The sequence below is a fragment of the Prosthecobacter sp. genome, from assembly GCF_044227185.1.
Taxonomy (GTDB): Bacteria; Verrucomicrobiota; Verrucomicrobiia; order Verrucomicrobiales; family Verrucomicrobiaceae; genus Prosthecobacter.
This window is the reverse complement of record NZ_JBGAFO010000003.1, coordinates 164,395-181,075: the sequence shown is the minus strand read 5'-3', so window position 1 is coordinate 181,075 and position 16,681 is coordinate 164,395. Positions and strand designations below refer to the sequence as shown.

15 protein-coding genes are annotated in these 16,681 nt (G+C 63.0%); 7 read left to right on the top strand and 8 right to left on the bottom strand.

Annotation, left to right across the window (positions count from 1 at the left end; genetic code table 11):
* Positions 1–70: 70 nt before the first annotated feature.
* Both ACILSQ_RS08490 and ACILSQ_RS08485 read left to right on the top strand, forming a co-directional pair.
* Positions 71–763 carry a hypothetical protein gene (locus ACILSQ_RS08490; RefSeq protein ID WP_395743170.1) on the top strand — a complete coding sequence of 231 codons (693 nt, stop codon included), beginning with the start codon at positions 71–73 and terminating at the stop codon, positions 761–763.
* A gap of 70 nt (positions 764–833) precedes the next feature.
* Complete coding sequence (locus ACILSQ_RS08485) at positions 834–1,811, top strand: ArsR/SmtB family transcription factor (RefSeq protein ID WP_395743169.1); 978 nt, start codon at positions 834–836, stop codon at positions 1,809–1,811.
* Here ACILSQ_RS08485 and ACILSQ_RS08480 read toward each other — a convergent pair.
* On the bottom strand, positions 1,780–3,423 hold the full coding sequence (locus ACILSQ_RS08480) for a serine hydrolase (RefSeq protein ID WP_395743168.1): 1,644 nt from the start codon (positions 3,421–3,423) through the stop codon (positions 1,780–1,782). The genes ACILSQ_RS08485 and ACILSQ_RS08480 overlap by 32 nt on opposite strands.
* An 82-nt stretch (positions 3,424–3,505) precedes the next feature.
* On the opposite strand from ACILSQ_RS08480, the gene lpxK reads away from it, so the two are divergent.
* The 4 genes from lpxK to ACILSQ_RS08460 are packed head-to-tail and all read left to right on the top strand — an operon-like array spanning position 3,506 to position 7,093.
* A complete protein-coding gene (gene lpxK / locus ACILSQ_RS08475; RefSeq protein WP_395743167.1) occupies positions 3,506–4,729 on the top strand; it encodes a tetraacyldisaccharide 4'-kinase in 1,224 nt (407 codons plus the stop codon).
* Entirely contained in the window at positions 4,729–5,553 is an 825-nt protein-coding gene (gene fdhD / locus ACILSQ_RS08470; protein ID WP_395743166.1) for a formate dehydrogenase accessory sulfurtransferase FdhD, read from the top strand. The genes lpxK and fdhD overlap by 1 nt, the downstream gene beginning before the upstream one ends.
* Positions 5,550–5,972, top strand: a complete 423-nt coding sequence (locus ACILSQ_RS08465; protein WP_395743165.1) for a hypothetical protein — start codon at positions 5,550–5,552, stop codon at positions 5,970–5,972. The genes fdhD and ACILSQ_RS08465 overlap by 4 nt, the downstream gene beginning before the upstream one ends.
* A complete protein-coding gene (locus ACILSQ_RS08460) occupies positions 5,969–7,093 on the top strand; it encodes a cysteine desulfurase family protein (RefSeq protein ID WP_395743164.1) in 1,125 nt (374 codons plus the stop codon). Before ACILSQ_RS08465 ends, ACILSQ_RS08460 begins: the two co-directional genes overlap by 4 nt.
* 44 nt (positions 7,094–7,137) lie before the next feature.
* Here ACILSQ_RS08460 and ACILSQ_RS08455 read toward each other — a convergent pair whose 3' ends face one another.
* Positions 7,138–8,337, bottom strand: coding sequence for an MFS transporter (locus ACILSQ_RS08455; protein WP_395743163.1), 1,200 nt, complete (start codon positions 8,335–8,337; stop codon positions 7,138–7,140).
* A gap of 196 nt (positions 8,338–8,533) precedes the next feature.
* On the opposite strand from ACILSQ_RS08455, the gene ACILSQ_RS08450 reads away from it, so the two are divergent.
* A complete protein-coding gene (locus tag ACILSQ_RS08450) occupies positions 8,534–10,678 on the top strand; it encodes a redoxin domain-containing protein (protein WP_395743162.1) in 2,145 nt (714 codons plus the stop codon).
* 5 nt (positions 10,679–10,683) lie between these two features.
* On the opposite strand, the gene ACILSQ_RS08445 is transcribed toward ACILSQ_RS08450, so the two are convergent.
* The 6 genes from ACILSQ_RS08445 to kdpC form a co-directional block, all read right to left on the bottom strand.
* Positions 10,684–11,349 (bottom strand): response regulator transcription factor, encoded by a 666-nt coding sequence (locus tag ACILSQ_RS08445; protein WP_395743161.1) that lies wholly within the window; start codon positions 11,347–11,349, stop codon positions 10,684–10,686.
* Complete coding sequence (locus tag ACILSQ_RS08440; RefSeq protein WP_395743160.1) at positions 11,346–12,455, bottom strand: ATP-binding protein; 1,110 nt, start codon at positions 12,453–12,455, stop codon at positions 11,346–11,348. Before ACILSQ_RS08440 ends, ACILSQ_RS08445 begins: the two co-directional genes overlap by 4 nt.
* 85 nt (positions 12,456–12,540) lie before the next feature.
* Positions 12,541–13,203, bottom strand: a complete 663-nt coding sequence (locus ACILSQ_RS08435) for a response regulator (protein ID WP_395743159.1) — start codon at positions 13,201–13,203, stop codon at positions 12,541–12,543.
* Positions 13,200–15,851 (bottom strand): DUF4118 domain-containing protein, encoded by a 2,652-nt coding sequence (locus ACILSQ_RS08430; protein WP_395743158.1) that lies wholly within the window; start codon positions 15,849–15,851, stop codon positions 13,200–13,202. The genes ACILSQ_RS08435 and ACILSQ_RS08430 overlap by 4 nt, the downstream gene beginning before the upstream one ends.
* A complete protein-coding gene (locus ACILSQ_RS08425; RefSeq protein WP_395743157.1) occupies positions 15,848–16,042 on the bottom strand; it encodes a hypothetical protein in 195 nt (64 codons plus the stop codon). Before ACILSQ_RS08425 ends, ACILSQ_RS08430 begins: the two co-directional genes overlap by 4 nt.
* Positions 16,043–16,094: 52 nt before the next feature.
* Positions 16,095–16,679 (bottom strand): K(+)-transporting ATPase subunit C, encoded by a 585-nt coding sequence (kdpC, locus tag ACILSQ_RS08420; RefSeq protein ID WP_395743156.1) that lies wholly within the window; start codon positions 16,677–16,679, stop codon positions 16,095–16,097.
* Between the last annotated feature and the right edge of the window lie 2 nt (positions 16,680–16,681).

Here is a 16,681-nt window from a genome sequence, read left to right as displayed (position 1 = left end):
CCCGCACTTGAAGCTTGAGCACCCGCCCGAACGCGGGACAGTGCGTCCTACCCGTCGCCGCCCGCTCCGCATGCCTTTCCGTGACACCTTGCTCAATCTCGCCATCACCTGCGTGCTGGTGCTGATCATCGTGCTCGTGGCAGTGCTGCTGAAAGAGAGCCGGCCCGCGCCGCTGCAAGCGCTGCCCGTGGCCGTGGCCCAGGTGCCGCCCGGGCAGGCGGCGCAGGAGGCCAGCCGTGCCCCGCTGCAGAAGTTCAAGATCTACCCGAAGGCGAAATTGGTCGAAAGCCGCGCCAACGAGGCAGACACGCTTCGCGTCAAACTGAGCGACACCGAGGAGGAGCACATTTTCGTGCTCTATTATGTGGATGCGCTGGACGCCTCGCTCACCCACCCGCAGCGCGTGCAGGAGCAGGCGCGCTACTTTGGCGTGAGCAGCCAGCGTGTCATCGAGGAAGGACAGCGCGCCACGCAGTATGTGACGCAGCTCCTCAAAAAGCAGCCCTTTACCGTCATGACCCGCTGGGAGGAGGTGCCCGGACTCAGCCGATATTACGCTTTCATTCTGGTGGAGGTCAGCCCCGGCAGGCCGGTGTATCTGGCAGATCTCCTGGTGCAGCAGGGCTACGCGCGGGTGGCGGGTGTCACGTCCGGCCTCCCAGCGGACTCTCGCTCGATCAATGACTACGCGCTGGAACTGCAGAACCTCCGCCGGCAGGCGCAGCAGAGCAAGGCAGGCATCTGGGCCGCCTCAAAGCTCTGAAGGTGCCCTTTTCCCGCACCAAAACTCTGGCATTGATGTATCATGATGCGTTGATACGTTACGGGTAGCCTTGGCCTCCGTCCTTAAATCCCTCAGCCTCATTGCCGATCCCACCCGGGTACGGCTGCTTCTGCTGCTCAAGCAGGAGGAGCTGAGCGTGGCGGAGCTGCAGGAGGTGCTCTCCCTGCCCCAGTCCAACATCTCCGCCCAGCTCGCCAAATTGAAGACCGCAGGCCTGGTCAGCGACCGCCGCAGCGGCAAGAACCGGATGTACCAACTGGAAAAACCTGGTGCCAAGGACCTGCCCACCCACGAGCATTTTCTGGCGCTGCTGGATGCCGCTGGTGCGGAGCTGCGTGAAGTGACAAAGGACAGCGAGGCCCTGCAAATCGTGCTGCGCAAACGGGCTCAGACCGCGAAAGCCTACTTTGACGCACTGGCGGGAAAATTTGGCCGCCACTACATCCCCGGCCGCTCCTGGAAGGGCCTCGGTGAGACATTGCTCAAGCTCATGCCGCCGCTGGTCATCGCCGACCTCGGCGCGGGCGAAGGCACGCTTTCCCAGCTCCTCGCCGAACGGGCGAAAAAGGTCATCGCAGTGGATAACAGCGAAAAGATGGTGGCCTACGGCGCAGAGCTGGCCGCAAAGCACGGCTTTACGAATCTCGAATTTCGCCTCGGCGACATCGAGGCTCCTCCAATCCCGCCGCTGAGCGTGGACCTGGTCTTTCTCAGCCAGGCGCTGCACCATGCCCAGAATCCGGAGAAGGCGCTGAAGGCCGCTCTGACCATCCTTCGGCCCGGCGGCCGCATCGTGGTGCTGGATCTCCTCAAGCACCAGTTTGAGCAGGCACGCGATCTCTATGCGGACGTCTGGCTCGGCTTCTCCGAAAGCGACCTCCACGACATGCTTAGCACGGCAGGCTTCAAAAAAATCGAGACCAGTGTGGTGCACCGCGAAAGCAAGAGCCCGCACTTCCAGACCATCCTGGCTCTCGCCGAAAAAGAAAACCGCCTCACGGCTTCGGGGCACTGGTCGGGCTCTTGACGCGCGGCGCGGGCACCGTCATGCCATTTTGCAAAAGCGTGAGGCCGTTGATCTGCTGCTTGTCATCGCGGGTAAAAACAAGCACCGCCTTCACCACATCGTATTCAAAGCGGTCTGTAGCCGTTTCAAACACCGGCATCGCCGGCTGCCCCTCAAGCTGTGCAAACAATGTGCCTGCCACCACGGTGACGGTCATCGGCTTGAGCCCCATCAGCTCATATTTCCCCGCATAAGGCTGCAGCTCTTTGCCAGGGCGCAGCTTGTAGTCCGGTGGTGGCGTCTGGCTGCGCTTCGCCGTGATTTCATTGCCGTTTTGAAACAGCGTCAGCGACTGCACCGCGCCCTCATGGCGATTGAAGGCGATCTCCGCCGCCACGGCCTTGTAAAAGAAGCGGTCCGGCGCCCTGGCAAAGGCGCGCAGAAAGGGCTGCGCGGTCAGATTGACATACAGCTTTCCATCCCGCAGCAGCACGGTGAAGCGTGAGTCGCGGTCGAGTTCATACACGCCGGGGTACTGCTTCAGCGCCTCGGCAGGCAGGGTGATTTCCTTTTGGGTGGCCGGGTCCACCGGCTTCGTGGCGGCTGTGCCGGCGATCACCTGGCTTCCAGCCAGCTCGTTGCTGCTGATCAGAGCCACGCGCACGATTCCCTTCGCCGGGAGCACCTGCAGTCCGGAGCAAAAGCCTCCCGTGCCGCCATCATGGTACAAGGCGGCCTCCCCATCAAACTTCCCCATCAGCACCCCCAGGCCGATCTGCCCGCCCAGGGAAGGTGCTTCCGCCTGCGGCCGCAAAGCCAGCGCAAAGGCCGGCTTCAACGGTGTTTTGTCAGGATGAAGCAGCGCCTCGCCGAACTTCATCATGTCCGCCGCCGTGCTCCGCAGGGCGCCACAGCCTGCCAGAGCGGCAAAATGCCAGGGCTTTGTCTCCTTCCCGCCATCATGCGGCGTGGCCAGCCGCAGTCCGGCCTGCGGCTGAACGGCCGTGTCCTGCATGCCCAGCGGCCGGCAGATTTTCTCCGCCACCGCCTGATCCCATGAAATTCCGTACCTCTCTCCCAGCAGATGCCCGAGCAGGCCCATGCCTAAATTCGAGTAGCTGAAGGTGAAAGGCCCCTCACCCTCCAGCCTGGCGGAAGCCAGATAGCTCAGCAGCAGCTTTTCATCATAGCCGGCATACGGATCGTCCTCCAGCGCACCCGCCACGGCATTGTCCGGCATGCGCGGCAGCCCGCTGGTATGAGTGGCCAGTTGCTTCAAGGTGATCGCCGCGACACGGGGATCGCCAAACTTCACGCGCTCTCCGAGCAGAGTGCCGAGCGTTGTTTCCAGCGTCGTTTTCTTATCCACCACCGCCTGCGCCAGCAGCAGGCCGGTGAAGACTTTGGAAATGGAGCCAATTTCAAAGACCAGCTTCTCGGGCGGCACGCCCGCCGCTTCAGGCGCGGCGCCAGAAATGGCATATTTCACATCGTCGCCCACGCGCTCGCCCGTGACGACACACCCGGCTTTGAGCGGCCTGGCCATCTGCGCGGCAGCCTCCGCCAGGGTGCGTCCGTGAGCGGTGCTCACGATCATGCCGAGACCCAGCAGCGCCCAGAAAATGAATTTCATATACCGCAGGCTACAAAACTCCCATGCAAACAGCAAGGCGTCTCATTGACGCGGCGCGCTTTCCCGCCTCCAATGCCCTTCTGTGAGAGACACTTTGGAAGACATCGAAAACTTCGTCATCGACGTGGTGATCAACAACCGCCGCGGCATCCGTGCTTCGCTGCTGCGGCTCGTTTTCCGTGGCCTCTCGGGCATCTACTCGGCGGCGGTGCGCACGCGTCTCTATCTCTACCGTCACCGCTACATTCACGACCACCACCTCGGCGTGCCGGTCATCAGCGTGGGAAACCTCACCGTGGGCGGCACCGGCAAGACACCTGTGGTGGAGATGCTGGCCAAGGCTCTGCATGAACGCGGCCGCCGCGTGTGCATCCTGAGCCGGGGCTACAAGAGCAAGCGGCAGAAAAAACTGCCGTTTTCCAAAAAGCTGGCCGCACGCCTGGGATTCATTCCGAAGCCGCCGGAGCCCCTGCCCCGCATCGTTTCTGATGGTGAAAAAGTCCTGCTCGACTCTCACAATGCGGGAGACGAGCCCTTCATGCTGGCGAAGAACTGCCCGGGCATTCCGGTCGTGGTGGACAAAAACCGGGTGAAGGCCGGCGCGCATGCCATCCAGCGCTTCGGCGCTGACGTGCTCGTGCTCGATGACGGCCTGCAGTACCTCAAGCTCAAGCACCGCCACGACATTGTGCTGATCGACAAAACGGCGGCCTTCGGCAACAACGGCTACATGCTGCCACGCGGCACCCTGCGCGAGCCACCGCGCAGCCTGCGCCGCGCCAGCTACATCTTCATCACCAAGTCCGACGGGGACAGCGAGGACGTCATCAAGCAGATCCGCCGCTACAACCGCGCCGCCGAGATCATCGAGTGCCGCCACAAGGCCATGCATTTTGAAAACATCCACACCGGCGAGCGCGTGCCTATCGACGGGCTGCGCGACAAGTTTGTGGGCGCGCTGTCCGGCATCGCGGTGCCGGAGAGCTTTGAAAACGGCCTGCGCAAACTTGGCGCCAAGGTCGAGGTGATCGCCCGGTTTGCGGACCACCACCGCTTTCGCGGACCCGAGCTGAAGCAGTTCGTGGACCGCTGCGTGCGGCGGGATGTGCACTGCATGGTCACCACGGAAAAAGATTTCGTGCGCTTTTCCAAGCTGCCGGAATCCGACATCCCGTTTTATTTCATGCGCGTGGAGATCGAGATCATCCGTGGACGCGACGTCTTTGACAAGATGGTGCGCCTCATCGCCGAACCACGCCGGGTGCCCGCGGGCGTGCTGCCGGCGGATTTCATGGAGGCTTCGTGATGAACAAGGAGAATCCAGCCATGGCCTCCGTGCAGGTGCTCAAGGTGGGTCCTGCCAGCCACAGCAGCGAAGTCAGCGACGTCACCGCCCGGGAGGAACCTCTCGAAATTCGCGTGGAAGGCCGTTCCGTGGCCGTGGTCATGCGCACGCCAGGGCATGATGAGGAACTCGCCGCCGGATTTCTGGTCAGCGAAGGCGTGGTGAAAAATCCGCGAGACATCCTGGAAGTCTCACAGTGTCCCAGCACGAACAACGAGCATGGAAACATCGTCGATGTGCTCCTCGGTGGCGCGGTGGTGAACTGGGACTCCCTCACCCGCCACGTCTTCAGTGCCTCAAGCTGCGGACTCTGTGGCAAGACGAGCATCGAGAGCGTGTTCCAGCAGTTTCCCGCTGTGAAGGGGGACTGGCAGGTCTCGCCTGAGTTGATCGCCACCCTGCCCGCCAAGCTGCGTGCCGCCCAGGAGGCCTTTGCCAAAACCGGCGGGCTGCATGCCAGCGGCTTGTTCGACCTCGATGGCAATCTGGTCGTGCTGCGTGAGGATGTGGGCCGCCACAATGCGCTCGACAAGATTCTCGGCCACGCCTTGCAGCGCGGGCTGCTGCCACTGGACCGCCACATTCTCCTGGTGAGCGGCCGGGTGTCGTTTGAAATTATTCAAAAGGCGCTGGCAGGGGGCATCCCGCTCGTCGCCGCCATTTCCGCGCCGAGCAGCCTCGCAGTTGATTTTGCCAGGGAGGCCGGACAGACGCTGGTCGGCTTTTTGCGCGGTGAAACGATGAATGTTTACACGCATCCAAAGCGGGTGAGAATGACCTCATGAAACAAGCGCGTGTCATCGTCTTCATCATCTGGGGAGTGCTGTGCTTTTCCCTTCTTGGGTATGCGGTCGTGCTGAGCTCCATGACTTTTCTTCCGACCAAAGGGGGCGCGAATTCGGCCTCCCTGGTGGTGGCCCTGGGTGCTGGCAGCGCCACGATGCTCAGCTTCCTGCTGCGCCTGCTGTTCCTGGGCGGATTCACCACCAGCACGCTCAACCTGGAAGATCCTCAGCAACGCGGCCGGTTTGTGGCGGGAAACATCGTGGTCTTCGCCCTCAGCGAAGGCGTTGGCGTGCTTGGGTTCGTCAACGGCATTCTCTCCAACGGCCGCGGCGAGGCCTGGCTGCCCTACCTCGGCCTCGCGTTTATTTTGATGCTGGTTCACATCCCGCTGCCAGCGCGCTTCAAGCCTGCTGCATGAACGGCTACTTTGATCACAATGCCACCACACCGCTGCAGCCCGCCGCACGTGAGGCCTGGCTGCGCGCGAGCGAAAGGCACTGGCACAATCCTTCCAGCCTCTACCGCGATGCCGGGCTCGCAAGCCAGCAGCTCGAGGCGGCACGTGAAAGGCTCGGCACGCTGATCGGCGCGGATGCCGAACGCATCGTGTTCACCTCAGGCGCCACGGAATCCAACAACGCCCTCTTTGCCTCGCTGCCCGCGGACGCCACCGTTTTGATCTCCGCGATCGAGCACCCGAGTGTGCGTGAAGCGGCGCGTGGGAAAAACGTGATGGAACTGCCAGTGAATGCAGACGGCGTCATCGAACCGGATGCGGTGAAATTCGCCATTACGGCCCGGCGGCCTGCGCTGGTTTTGGTCATGGCCGCGAACAACGAAAGCGGCGCCCTGCAGCCCTGGCGGGAGATCGCCGCGGTGTGCCGCGAAGAGGGCGTGCCGTTTCACACGGATGCCGCGCAGTGGCTTGGCAAGCTCGATGCCGCGAACCTCGGCGAATGCGATTTCATCACCGGCAGCGCGCATAAATTCGGCGGGCCCAAAGGCTGCGGGTTTCTGGTGCTGCCCGGAGAAGACTCGCGCCTCGGCTTCATCCGCGGCGGACCGCAGGAGCATGGACGGCGTGCAGGCACAGAAAACTATCCGGCCATCGAAGCCATGGTGACGGCGCTGGAGATGATCTCGCCGCGCTTGGGTGAAATCGAAACCGCCCAGAGCCGGATGCGCGATGCATTCATCGCCGGGATGCGTTCACAATTCGCCTCTCTGCGAGTGATCAGCGAATCTTCGCCCCGGCTTTGGAACACCGTGCTCATGGTGATGCCGCAGCATGACAATCTGAAATGGCTCACGCGGCTCTCGCGCCGCGGCTTCAGCATCTCGACGGGCTCCGCCTGCAGCTCGGGCAAGGAAGGTTCTTCGGTCGTGGTGACCGCCCTCGGCGCCAGTGCGGAGGAGCTGAAGCGCGTGGTGCGCATCAGCAGCGGCTGGGACTCCACCGCGGCAGACTGGCAGGCGCTCGCTGCAGCGTTTTCCGAGGTGTTTCACGAGCTGAACAGTGGAGGCAAAGGCGCGGTGTAATCAGCGAAGCGCAGACCCCCGCGCTGCATAAAGTCCGTTACGCATTACGCCGCCGGCTTCGGCCGGATCAGCAGCACCACGCCGAGCGACACCACGCATACCAGCGCGAACGCGCCGAAGATGTAGTCAATAGGAACGCCGCGATCCCGCAAGAGGCCGTAGCCCTTGTCGCCCAGGCCGCCGAAGATCATGCTGACCATGTTCATGAGGCCATAGCCGGTTGCGCGGACTTCCGGCCGGGTGATCTGACTGAGGATGGGCATGTTGTTGCAGTCGAAGAACCCCCATCCCAGGCCAAACACCGCCAGAGAAGCGATGGCGATGGCGATCGACGGCGCATGCCCCACACCAACAAGCGCCGGGAGGAAAAGGATCATGCCCAGCGCGCTGGCAAAGATGCGTCCGCGCATGGTTTTGCGCATCAGCCGGTCCGCCAGAAGCCCGCCCAGCAGGGCTCCAAGGAGGGAGGCTACCTGCACGGTGAACACGGCCATCATTCCCGCCTTGCCCTGATCAAGCGAGAACTGGTCGCGCAGAATTTTCGGACCCCAGTCACGGATGACCCATCCGGCGATGGCTGGTAATGTGAAGTAGGCGACCAGCAAAAGAAAATTTCGGTTCCACAGCAGCTCGTGCAGGCTGGCGAAAGGCGAGGCCACCGGTACCGCTGCAGGATTCGGCGGTGGATTCTTGAGCATGGCAATCAACGGAACCGCGTAGATGATCCCCACCACGCCGCAGGTACTGAACATCCACTGCCAGCCGTAGCCGTCCGCATCCGCCACAAAACCAGCCAGCCCGCCAAGCATCTGCCCGGCATAGATCCCCGACTGGTGCACTCCCACGGCAAACGAGCGGGTGCTGCCCGTGTGAAAATCAGTGATGAGGGCTAGTGCCGCAGGTATGTAAAAAGCCTCGCTGATGCCCATGGCGGCTCGCGCCCAGATGAGCTGGTCCATCGTGGTGACGAGGCTGGTGAGCGCGGTTACCGCAGACCACGCCACCAAACTGAAGCCGATCACACGACGCCGGCTGAAACGGTCCGCGATGAATCCTCCGATGGGACTTAGGAAGGCGTAGGTCCACTTGAAGGCGGCAAGCACATTGCCCCAGGACTCCTCATTGGTGATCGTGGGGATGTCATCAACCATCGACTTCTGCATTGTGGCCAGCATCTGCCGGTCCAGGTAGTTCAGCAGCGCCACAGGAAACAGCAGCCCCACGATCAGCCAGGCACGGCGCATGAGGGGAGCAGGGATGGAATCGGGCGGGGCGGAAGGCATCCGCTCATTAACCACAGGCCGCCGCAGGCGAAAAGCCGGAAATCATGCTTCATCTTGACCGGCCATGACTGGGAATGAACAAAGGCACCGGCATGCCATAATAAAACTCTGTCTCCAGACGTTTCGACAGCCGGTTACAGTCGTTTCCAACCCAGCCATGAAATCCTTCATCCCCCTGCTCTGCCTGCTGTCCTTTGCCCCCGCCCTGGCCGAAGAGGCCCGGCTGGAATGGATGTCCGAGGGGTTTTTCAGCAAAGCCCGCTACTACTCGCCCAAAGCGGTCACATTCGTGCGGGAAAAACCCGCGCAGATCGTCAAGGTGCCGGAGGGACTCGTGAATCCCGAGTATGCCCTTTTCGAGATCGGTCTGAAGGGCCCGAACTCGCTGCGCGGTTTCATCCTCGACCAGCGCTCCCCAAAGGAGGCGCACGCGTGGCTGGATGCAAATGGCGACGGCGACCTGACCAACGACCCCGAGGTAAAATGGCAGCCCAACATCCGCAAGTCGGGTGACAAAGAGCTCATCTACTGGCAGGGCGAGGCGAACTTTCCGGTCAAATACCCGGATGCAACGCTGGACATCAGCCTGGCCTTTTACCGAAACGCCACCGCCAAAGGACCCGGCCCGGTCATGTGCCGGCGTGACTATGGACGCGCTGGCAAAATCTCATTCGAAGGCAGGGAGCTCTCCGCCTTTCTCAGCGACGACTCCAACACCGGCGATTTCACGCCCGAACATTGCAAGCTGGGCCTCGACCTCAACGCGGACGACCGCATCGACCTAAGGACGGAGCTCTTTCCGCTGAGCAAGCCGCTCGTGCTGCAGGAGGCGGTGTATGAAGTGCAGAATCTCGCGTCCGATGGCTCCCGCTTTGCTTTGGTGAAATCTGACAAAACCGTGGCGGAGGTGCAGCAGGGGGCCAGCCGGCTGGCGGCCGCCCGCATGGCTGAAATGCGTCAGGAGCAGGAGGCCTTCATCGGCAAACCCGCGCCTTCCTTTGAGACTAAAACCCTCGATGGCAAAACGGTGCGCTTTCCACAGGACTACAAAGGCAAGCTGGTGCTGCTGGACTTCTGGGCCACCTGGTGCGGACCCTGCATGCACGAACTGCCGGAGCTCACGCGGGTGCACGAAGACTTTGCCCCCTACGATTTCGCGGTGCTCGGTGTCAGCCTGGATCACGACGAGGATGTGGCCGAGCTGCCTGAGTTTTTGAAATCCAAAAAAATAACCTGGCCGCAGATCTGCGATGGCGGCGGCTGGCAGGGAGACATCGTGAAACAGTACGGCGTGCACTCCATTCCCTCCTGCTGGCTCGTCGATGGCGACACAGGCCACATCATCGCGGTCCCCGCGGACCTGCGTGGTGATGCCCTGCGCGGCACCGTGGCGCGCGCCCTGGTCAAGCTGGGCAAAAAAGTTCCGAAGGACATGGTGCCCGCCGCAGGTGCGCCCCTGGCGGCGAAAAGCCCGCAGGAAGACATGACGCCCAGTCCGCTGGCGCTCCGTGTGCAGGCGCTCGCCACTGAAGGCGGGCTGACTTCCGCGGAGGATTTCCGGGCGCAGCTTGTTCATCCCACAGCCGAGCGCATTGAACTTGCTCCGCCCGAGGTCGGGCTGCTGCGTGGTCGTGAGATTGCCAGACGTGCCTCCGCAGCCCACGTGCGGGTGGGCTGGGTGTTTCAATGCACCCGCTGCAACCGCTGGCACACCAATCTGGCGGGCGGCTATGCCATTGGCCCGGACATCGTGGTCACGGCACGCCACGTCGTGGCCCCGCCGGTCTCCATGAAGTCCGGCTCCGGCCACCCCGTGGTGGTGCGGGGAGAGACTGATGTACTGAACATCGATGCCGTGATCTTCGCCGATGAAAGCGCGGACACCGCCATCATGCGGGTTTCAGTCAAGGACCTCAAGCCACTGGCCCTGAGCCGCGATGTGCAGGTGGGAGACACTGCCTACTGCTTCAGCGATCCGCGCGATGTGCTCGGCCATTTCAGCTCGGGCATGGTGAACCGCCTGCACTCCCTGGCCACCGCAGACAAACCGGCAGGCCCGCTCCTGCAGCGCATGGACGTCAGCGCAGACTGGGCTCCCGGCAGCAGCGGCTCCGCCATTCTCGATGAGTATGGCAATGTGATCGGCCATGTGGCGCGCATCCGGCCGCTGTATGGCAGCCCCCAGGCTGCGAAGCCTGCCGCCCGGTCCGCTGCCCCGGTGCCACCCACGCTCATGACTTTGAATGAAGCCGTGCCGTCCAGCGTGGTGCTGTCATTGATCGAAAAGAAGCCGGAGCAATAGCTCGCTCACTCTTCCTCCAGGCGGTAGCCGATGCCCGGCTCGTTCACGATGCGCGGGCCGGCTTCACCGAGCTTTTTGCGCAGGTGGTTGATGTGCACACGCAGGCCCTCGCTGGGGTCGCTGCTCTGCCCGGCCCACACCTGTTTCATGATCTGGTTCTGCGTGACGATGCGCCCTGCGTGCTCCGCCAGCACTTTCAGCAGGGCAAATTCGGTCGGCGTGAGCTTGAGTGCCGCGTCATCCAGAGAAACTTCGTGATGCAGAAGATCCAGCTTCAATGGGCCGACAAGGATCTCGGCGCTCTGCCGGGTGAAACGGCGGCGCTGGATGACGGTGAGGCGCGCCAGCAGCTCAGCGGTGCCAAAGGGTTTGGTCACGTAATCGTCCGCGCCGAGTTCCAGCGCCTCGACCTTGATAGTTTCCTGGTCGCGCACGCTGAGGATGAGCACGGGCACGTCGCTCCACTCGCGCAGCCGCTTCAGCACTTCGATGCCGTTCATGCCAGGCAGCCCGAGATCCAGCAGCACGACATCCGGCCGGTGAAAGGCGGCCTCCTGCAGGCCGAGCTGGCCTTCCGCGGCCTCGCAGACTTCGTAGCCGCGCGCCTCCAGCACCATGCGCAGCAGGCGGCGCATCTGCTGTTCGTCGTCAATGATGAGGGCCTTGCTCATGTGGCGCTGCGTGTTTTCACCGGGAGGTGGAGCACGAACTCCGCGCCACCCGTGGGATGAGTGTGCGCCTCCATGTCACCTTTCATGGCCCGCATCAAGCCGCGAGCGATGGCCAGCCCCAGACCCGTGCCACCGGCAGGCGAATCGGGTGCGCGGTAGAATTTTTCAAACAACTGGTCTTCCGAACCCAGCGGCAGGCCGGGACCGTGATCGCGCACACGGAGTTCCAGGCTGCCACCAGTGAGCGCGGCATGAAGTTCGATCTCGGTGCCCGCGGGTGCATACCGTGTGGCATTGTGCAGCACATTGCCCAGCACCTGGGCCAGCAGGCGGCTGTCGAGCCGGAGCAACGGCATGTCCGCGGCGCCGGTGATCCTCAGCTTGTGCGCCGCCAGCTCCTGCTGGATCGGCGCGGTGGCGGCGTGCAGCACATCGCCGATCTCGCACCAGTCCGGTTGTGGCTCCAGCGCCTCGGATTCCACCCGCGTCATCTCCAGAAAGTTTTCCACGATGCGCTGCAGGCGGCGGTTGGCGGTCTCGATTTCCGCGGCATACACATTTCCCTGCCCCAGTCCGTCCAAAGCGGTGCGGATGATGGCGATGGGAGTTTTGAGCTCATGCGCCACGCTGTCCAGCAGCGTGCGGTGCAGGCGCTCGGACTCCGCCAGCAGCTCGGCGCGGTGCTTCAGCTCCAGCAGGTGCTCGCGCTCCTCGTGCTGCTGCGCCAGCGCCGCCTCCCGCGCACGCAGCCGCGTGATGAGGTGCCCCATGCTGAGCGCCACGACGAAAAACAGGCTGAACATCACCATGTCCTGCGGCTTGTCGATGTGCAGCGTGAACTGCGGCGGGATGAAAAAGTAATTCCACACCAGGGCGCTGACCACCGCCATCATCAGCACCGGCCCGCGGTTCCACCAGGTGCCTGCCAGCACGATGGCCATCAGAAGAACCAGCGCGACAAACAGATCGCCGGTGTAGGGCAGCAGCACCCAGCAGGCGGAGGCCAGCACAAACACCAGCGTCAGCCCGCAGCTATACTGGCCCACCTCCGCCAGGGAAACCGGCGGTGCGGAGGACTTGGGGCTGGAGCTCACGGCGTCTGGCATGGCAGTTCAAACCTTCGCTGCAAAGCGTGTTCACGCCAGTGAACAGCCGCGGTCTTCGCGTTAAGAAAGTGTAAAAAGAGGGCCTTCACTTCTCCTCCAGCCGGTAGCCGATGCCGGGCTCATTCTTGATCTCAAGTGTCGAGCCCTCGAGCTTTTTGCGCAGGTGGTTGGCATACACGCGCAGGTAATGGCTCTGCTCCTCCGCCTGCGGGCCCCACACGGCGCGGAGAAGCTGCTTCAAAGTGACGACTTTTCCGGCATGCCGCACGAGTTGCGCGAGCAGGGCGTATTCCGTGGGCGTGAGCTTCAGCGGCTGGCCGGCCAGCGCCGCCTCATGATGCACGGGATCCAGCGCAAGCGGGCCAAACTGCAGATTGGCCGCGTCATTGGCGCCCTGACGGCGCTGAATGGCGGCCAGCCGCGCCATCAGCTCCGCCGTGCTGAAGGGTTTGGTGACGTAATCATCCGCTCCGGCCTCGAAGGCGGCGAGTTTGACAGCCTCCTGATCGCGCACACTCAGGATGAGCACCGGCACGCTGCTCCATTCGCGCAGCCGCTTCAGCACCTGGACGCCGTCCATGTCCGGCAGGCCGAGATCAAGCAGAATGACGTCCGGTTTGTGGAAGATGGCATCCTGCAGCCCCATCTGGCCATTCTCCGCATCCCGTACGGTGCAGCCCTTCGACTCCAGCGCCATGCGCAGCAGGCGGCGGATCTGAATTTCGTCATCGATGATCAGAACATTCATGGAGTCGGAGGTTTGAATGTCGCTGTTCGATGGAGCTCGATCACAAACTCCGCGCCTCCCTCGGGATGATTTCGTGCGATGATGTCACCGCCCTGCGCCTGGACAAACCCACGCGCAATGGCCAGCCCGAGACCGGTGCCGCCGGCCGGAGATCCCTTTACTCGGTAGAATTTTTCAAACACCCGCCGCTCCGCGCCTTCAGGCAGGCCGGGACCATGATCGCGGATGACCAGGCGGAGCTTCCCGTCACGCAATGTGGCGCTGATCTCGATGGCACTGCCTGCGGGGGTGTAGATGGCGGCATTGTGCAGAATGTTGGCCACCGCCTGCGTGAGAAGGGCGTGGTCCAGCTTCAGCAGCGGAAAGTCATCGGCCAGATGCAGCACCACCTCATGCGCTTCCAGCGGCGCCCCGACGGCGTGCTTCGCGGCGCTGATGACGTCGCGCACGTCGCACCAGTCCAGGCTGGGTTTGAGCACGTCGGACTCCAGCCTCGTCATTTGCAGCAGGCCGTCCACCACACGCTGCAGCCGCTGCGTGGCGGTGGTGATTTCGGCGAGGTAAGGGCCTGCCTGCTTCCCGTCCATCCCTTCCAGCGCCGCGGTGATGACGGCGATGGGCGTCTTCAGTTCATGCGAAACGCTGTCCAGCAAGGTGCGGTGCAGCTTTTCCGACTGCGAGAGCATCTCCGCATGGCTGACGGCCTGCATGAAATGCTCCTTTTCCAAAACCAGCGCGATCTGCAGCGCAAACGCCTCGATCATCTGCCGCGTCACGAAGTCGAGGCGTGCGCTGTCTTCAAACTGCACGCCCAGCACCCCCATGGTGGCGGTGGCGGTCTGCAGCGGGAACCAGGTGGCGGCGGACTCCGGAAGGGTATCGGTGTAGCGGCCTGCGCACTGCTTGTTTTCATAGCTCCAGGCCACCACGCCCCATTCCTTAGGCGACGGATGAAAGGTGCTGGCCCGGTGCGCGGCCTTGGGCAGCGAACGGTCCTGCTCACGGACGATGAGAGCGGTGTTCGCATTGAGCAGCTCGTTGATCGTGCGCAGCGCCTCCGCCAGCCCCTTCTCCGGCTCCGCGGCGAGCGCGGCACTTTGCGTGACGCGCAGCAGCGCGTCCGTCTGCCGCAGCCGGCGGCGTTCGGCGACCTCCCGCATGCGCAGGCGCGAGGTGAGGCTGCCCATGCTCAGCGCCACGATGAAGAACATGCCAAACATGATCCAGTCCTCCGGCTTGCTAATATGAAAGGTGAAGATCGGCGGGATGAAAAAGTAATTCCAGCACACGGCGCTCAGCGTGGCCATCGCCAGCACCGGCCCGCGGCTGAAGCGCAGCGCCGCGAGAACGATGGCCAGCAGGAACACAAGAGCGACAAACATATAGCCCGTCAGTGCCACCAATCCCCAGCACACGCTGGCGATGGCAAAGATGGCCACCATGGCCCAGCTGTATTCGCCAATGATCGAATCCGGCAGCGGCTCCTGCAGCGGCACCCTGTTGCGCGCTTTGTCAGCCGCGGCCAGAGGCCTGACCACGCACACGTCGATGTCGCCGCTGCCAATGATGAGCGTGTCCGCCAGCGATTTGCTCCACCTTCCCGCCTTCTCCGGCTTGCCGACCACGATCTGGGACACATTGCGTTCGCGGGCCACCTGCAGCAGCGCCTCGGAGATGTTTTCGCCCGTCACTGAGACGATCTCGCCGCCAAGCTTGCGCGCCAGTCCCAGCGAACGTGTGAGCCGGTCCTGCTCAACGGGGGTGAGGACGCGGGAACCCTCCACCCAGACGACGAGCCAGGGGCAGTTCAGCCGTGTGGCGGCGCGGCGGGTCCAGCGAATGAGGCTTTCCGCATACGGACTCGGCCCCACGCCCACCATGAGGCGCGCATTGGTTTTCCACGGGCTGCTGACGCGTTTGACCCGGCGGATGTCCTCCAGATCCCGGTCCACATGCTCGGCGGTGAAGCGCAGCGCGAGCTCGCGCAGGGCCGTGAGGTTGCCCTCCTTGAAGAAGTTGCTCACCGCGTGCTCCGCACGTTCTCCCAGATAAACTTTGCCATCCGCCATGCGCTCCAGCAGCTTCTCAACGCTGAGGTCGATGAGCTGGATTTCATGCGCGATGTCGAGGATCGAATCCGGCACCGTCTCGGAGATGACCACGCCGCTGATCTGCCGCACAATGTCCACCTGGCTCTCGATGTGCTGAACATTCAGGGTGGTGTAAACATCGATGCCCGCGTCAATCAGCTCCAGCACATCCTGATAGCGCTTGGCATGGCGTGAGCCCGGCACATTCGTATGTGCCAGCTCATCCACCAGCACCAGTTCGGGCCGCTGCTGCAGGACGGCGTCGATGTCGAACTCCTCCAGCATGAAGCCGCGGTGCTCCAGCTTCCTGCGCGGCAGCACCCGCAGGCCCTCCAGCAGGACCGCCGTCTCATGCCGTCCATGGGTTTCGATGACGCCCGCCAGCACGTCCGTTCCCTCCTTCAGGCGCTGCCGGGCCGCCTGAAGCATGGCGTAGGTCTTTCCCACACCAGGACACATCCCCAGAAAAATGAAGAGCCTCCCCTGCTTCACACGGGCCTCGTCACGCTGCATCTCGGCGAGCAGCGCATCAGGGTCAGGTCTGTGTTCTTCGTTCATGGAATGAATGGCCGTTCACCCGTCTGGACTTTCGCCGGGCTGTCCGGGTGCGTAAACTTTGAACAGGGCTGATTTTTCGCCAGCCTGGCAGTCAGCGCAAACAGGAGCAGAAGCAGGCCCAGCACGGAGAAGTAAGCCGCCCACACACGCAGCGGCACCCGCCCGGCCTTGGTTGCTCGTGTGAAGAACATGATTTTGAATGGTGTGACTTTTCCGAACAGAGGCCGTTGGTGAAAGGGTGGATCACCTGGCGGCGTCCAGCGCCAGATTCAGCTCAAGAACATTCACACCAGCATCGCCAAACACACCGAGGCCGGGCCTGGCGGTGCTGGCGGCGATGAGTTCTTTCACCTTCTCGATGCTGAGATTGCGCGCCTTTGCCACGCGGGCGGCCTGCAGCTCTGCATTCTTCACGCTGATGTGCGGATCAAGTCCGCTGCCGGAGGCCGTGGCGGCATCCGCCGGAACTGCGGCATCGGCGGCGAGGCCATTGGTGGAGCGATAGGCGGCGATGCGTTCTTTGATGGCGTCATTCAGCTTCTGCGAGGTGGGGCCGAGATTGCTGCCGCCGGAGCTGGCCGCATCATAGCCGCTGCCTGCGGCGCTGGGACGCGGATGGAAGTACTGAGGAGCGGTGAAGTTCTGCCCGAGGAGCGCGGAGCCGCGCACCGTGCCGTCTTTGTCCGCAATGAGGCTGCCGTGGGCTTTCTCTTTGAACGCAGCCTGGGAGATGCCGGTGACAACCAGCGGATAGACACCGCAGGTGACGGCTGCGAGCACGAGCGTGGCGGCGATGGCTGGACGGAGTTCTGAAACAAGGGCTTTCATAG

Excerpts from the sequence above, each read along its gene's own strand:
- ACILSQ_RS08430 (WP_395743158.1), bottom strand. The coding sequence starts at position 15,851 with ATGAACGAAGAACACAGACCTGACCCTGATGCGCTGCTCGCCGAGATG.
- ACILSQ_RS08440 (WP_395743160.1), bottom strand. The coding sequence starts at position 12,455 with ATGCCAGACGCCGTGAGCTCCAGCCCCAAGTCCTCCGCACCGCCGGTT.
- ACILSQ_RS08465 (WP_395743165.1), top strand. The coding sequence starts at position 5,550 with ATGAAACAAGCGCGTGTCATCGTCTTCATCATCTGGGGAGTGCTGTGC.
- ACILSQ_RS08490 (WP_395743170.1), top strand. The coding sequence starts at position 71 with ATGCCTTTCCGTGACACCTTGCTCAATCTCGCCATCACCTGCGTGCTG.
- ACILSQ_RS08435 (WP_395743159.1), bottom strand. The coding sequence starts at position 13,203 with ATGAATGTTCTGATCATCGATGACGAAATTCAGATCCGCCGCCTGCTG.
- fdhD (WP_395743166.1), top strand. The coding sequence starts at position 4,729 with ATGAACAAGGAGAATCCAGCCATGGCCTCCGTGCAGGTGCTCAAGGTG.
- ACILSQ_RS08450 (WP_395743162.1), top strand. The coding sequence starts at position 8,534 with ATGAAATCCTTCATCCCCCTGCTCTGCCTGCTGTCCTTTGCCCCCGCC.
- ACILSQ_RS08455 (WP_395743163.1), bottom strand. The coding sequence starts at position 8,337 with ATGCGCCGTGCCTGGCTGATCGTGGGGCTGCTGTTTCCTGTGGCGCTG.
- ACILSQ_RS08460 (WP_395743164.1), top strand. The coding sequence starts at position 5,969 with ATGAACGGCTACTTTGATCACAATGCCACCACACCGCTGCAGCCCGCC.
- ACILSQ_RS08425 (WP_395743157.1), bottom strand. The coding sequence starts at position 16,042 with ATGTTCTTCACACGAGCAACCAAGGCCGGGCGGGTGCCGCTGCGTGTG.
- ACILSQ_RS08480 (WP_395743168.1), bottom strand. The coding sequence starts at position 3,423 with ATGAAATTCATTTTCTGGGCGCTGCTGGGTCTCGGCATGATCGTGAGC.
- ACILSQ_RS08445 (WP_395743161.1), bottom strand. The coding sequence starts at position 11,349 with ATGAGCAAGGCCCTCATCATTGACGACGAACAGCAGATGCGCCGCCTG.
- kdpC (WP_395743156.1), bottom strand. The coding sequence starts at position 16,679 with ATGAAAGCCCTTGTTTCAGAACTCCGTCCAGCCATCGCCGCCACGCTC.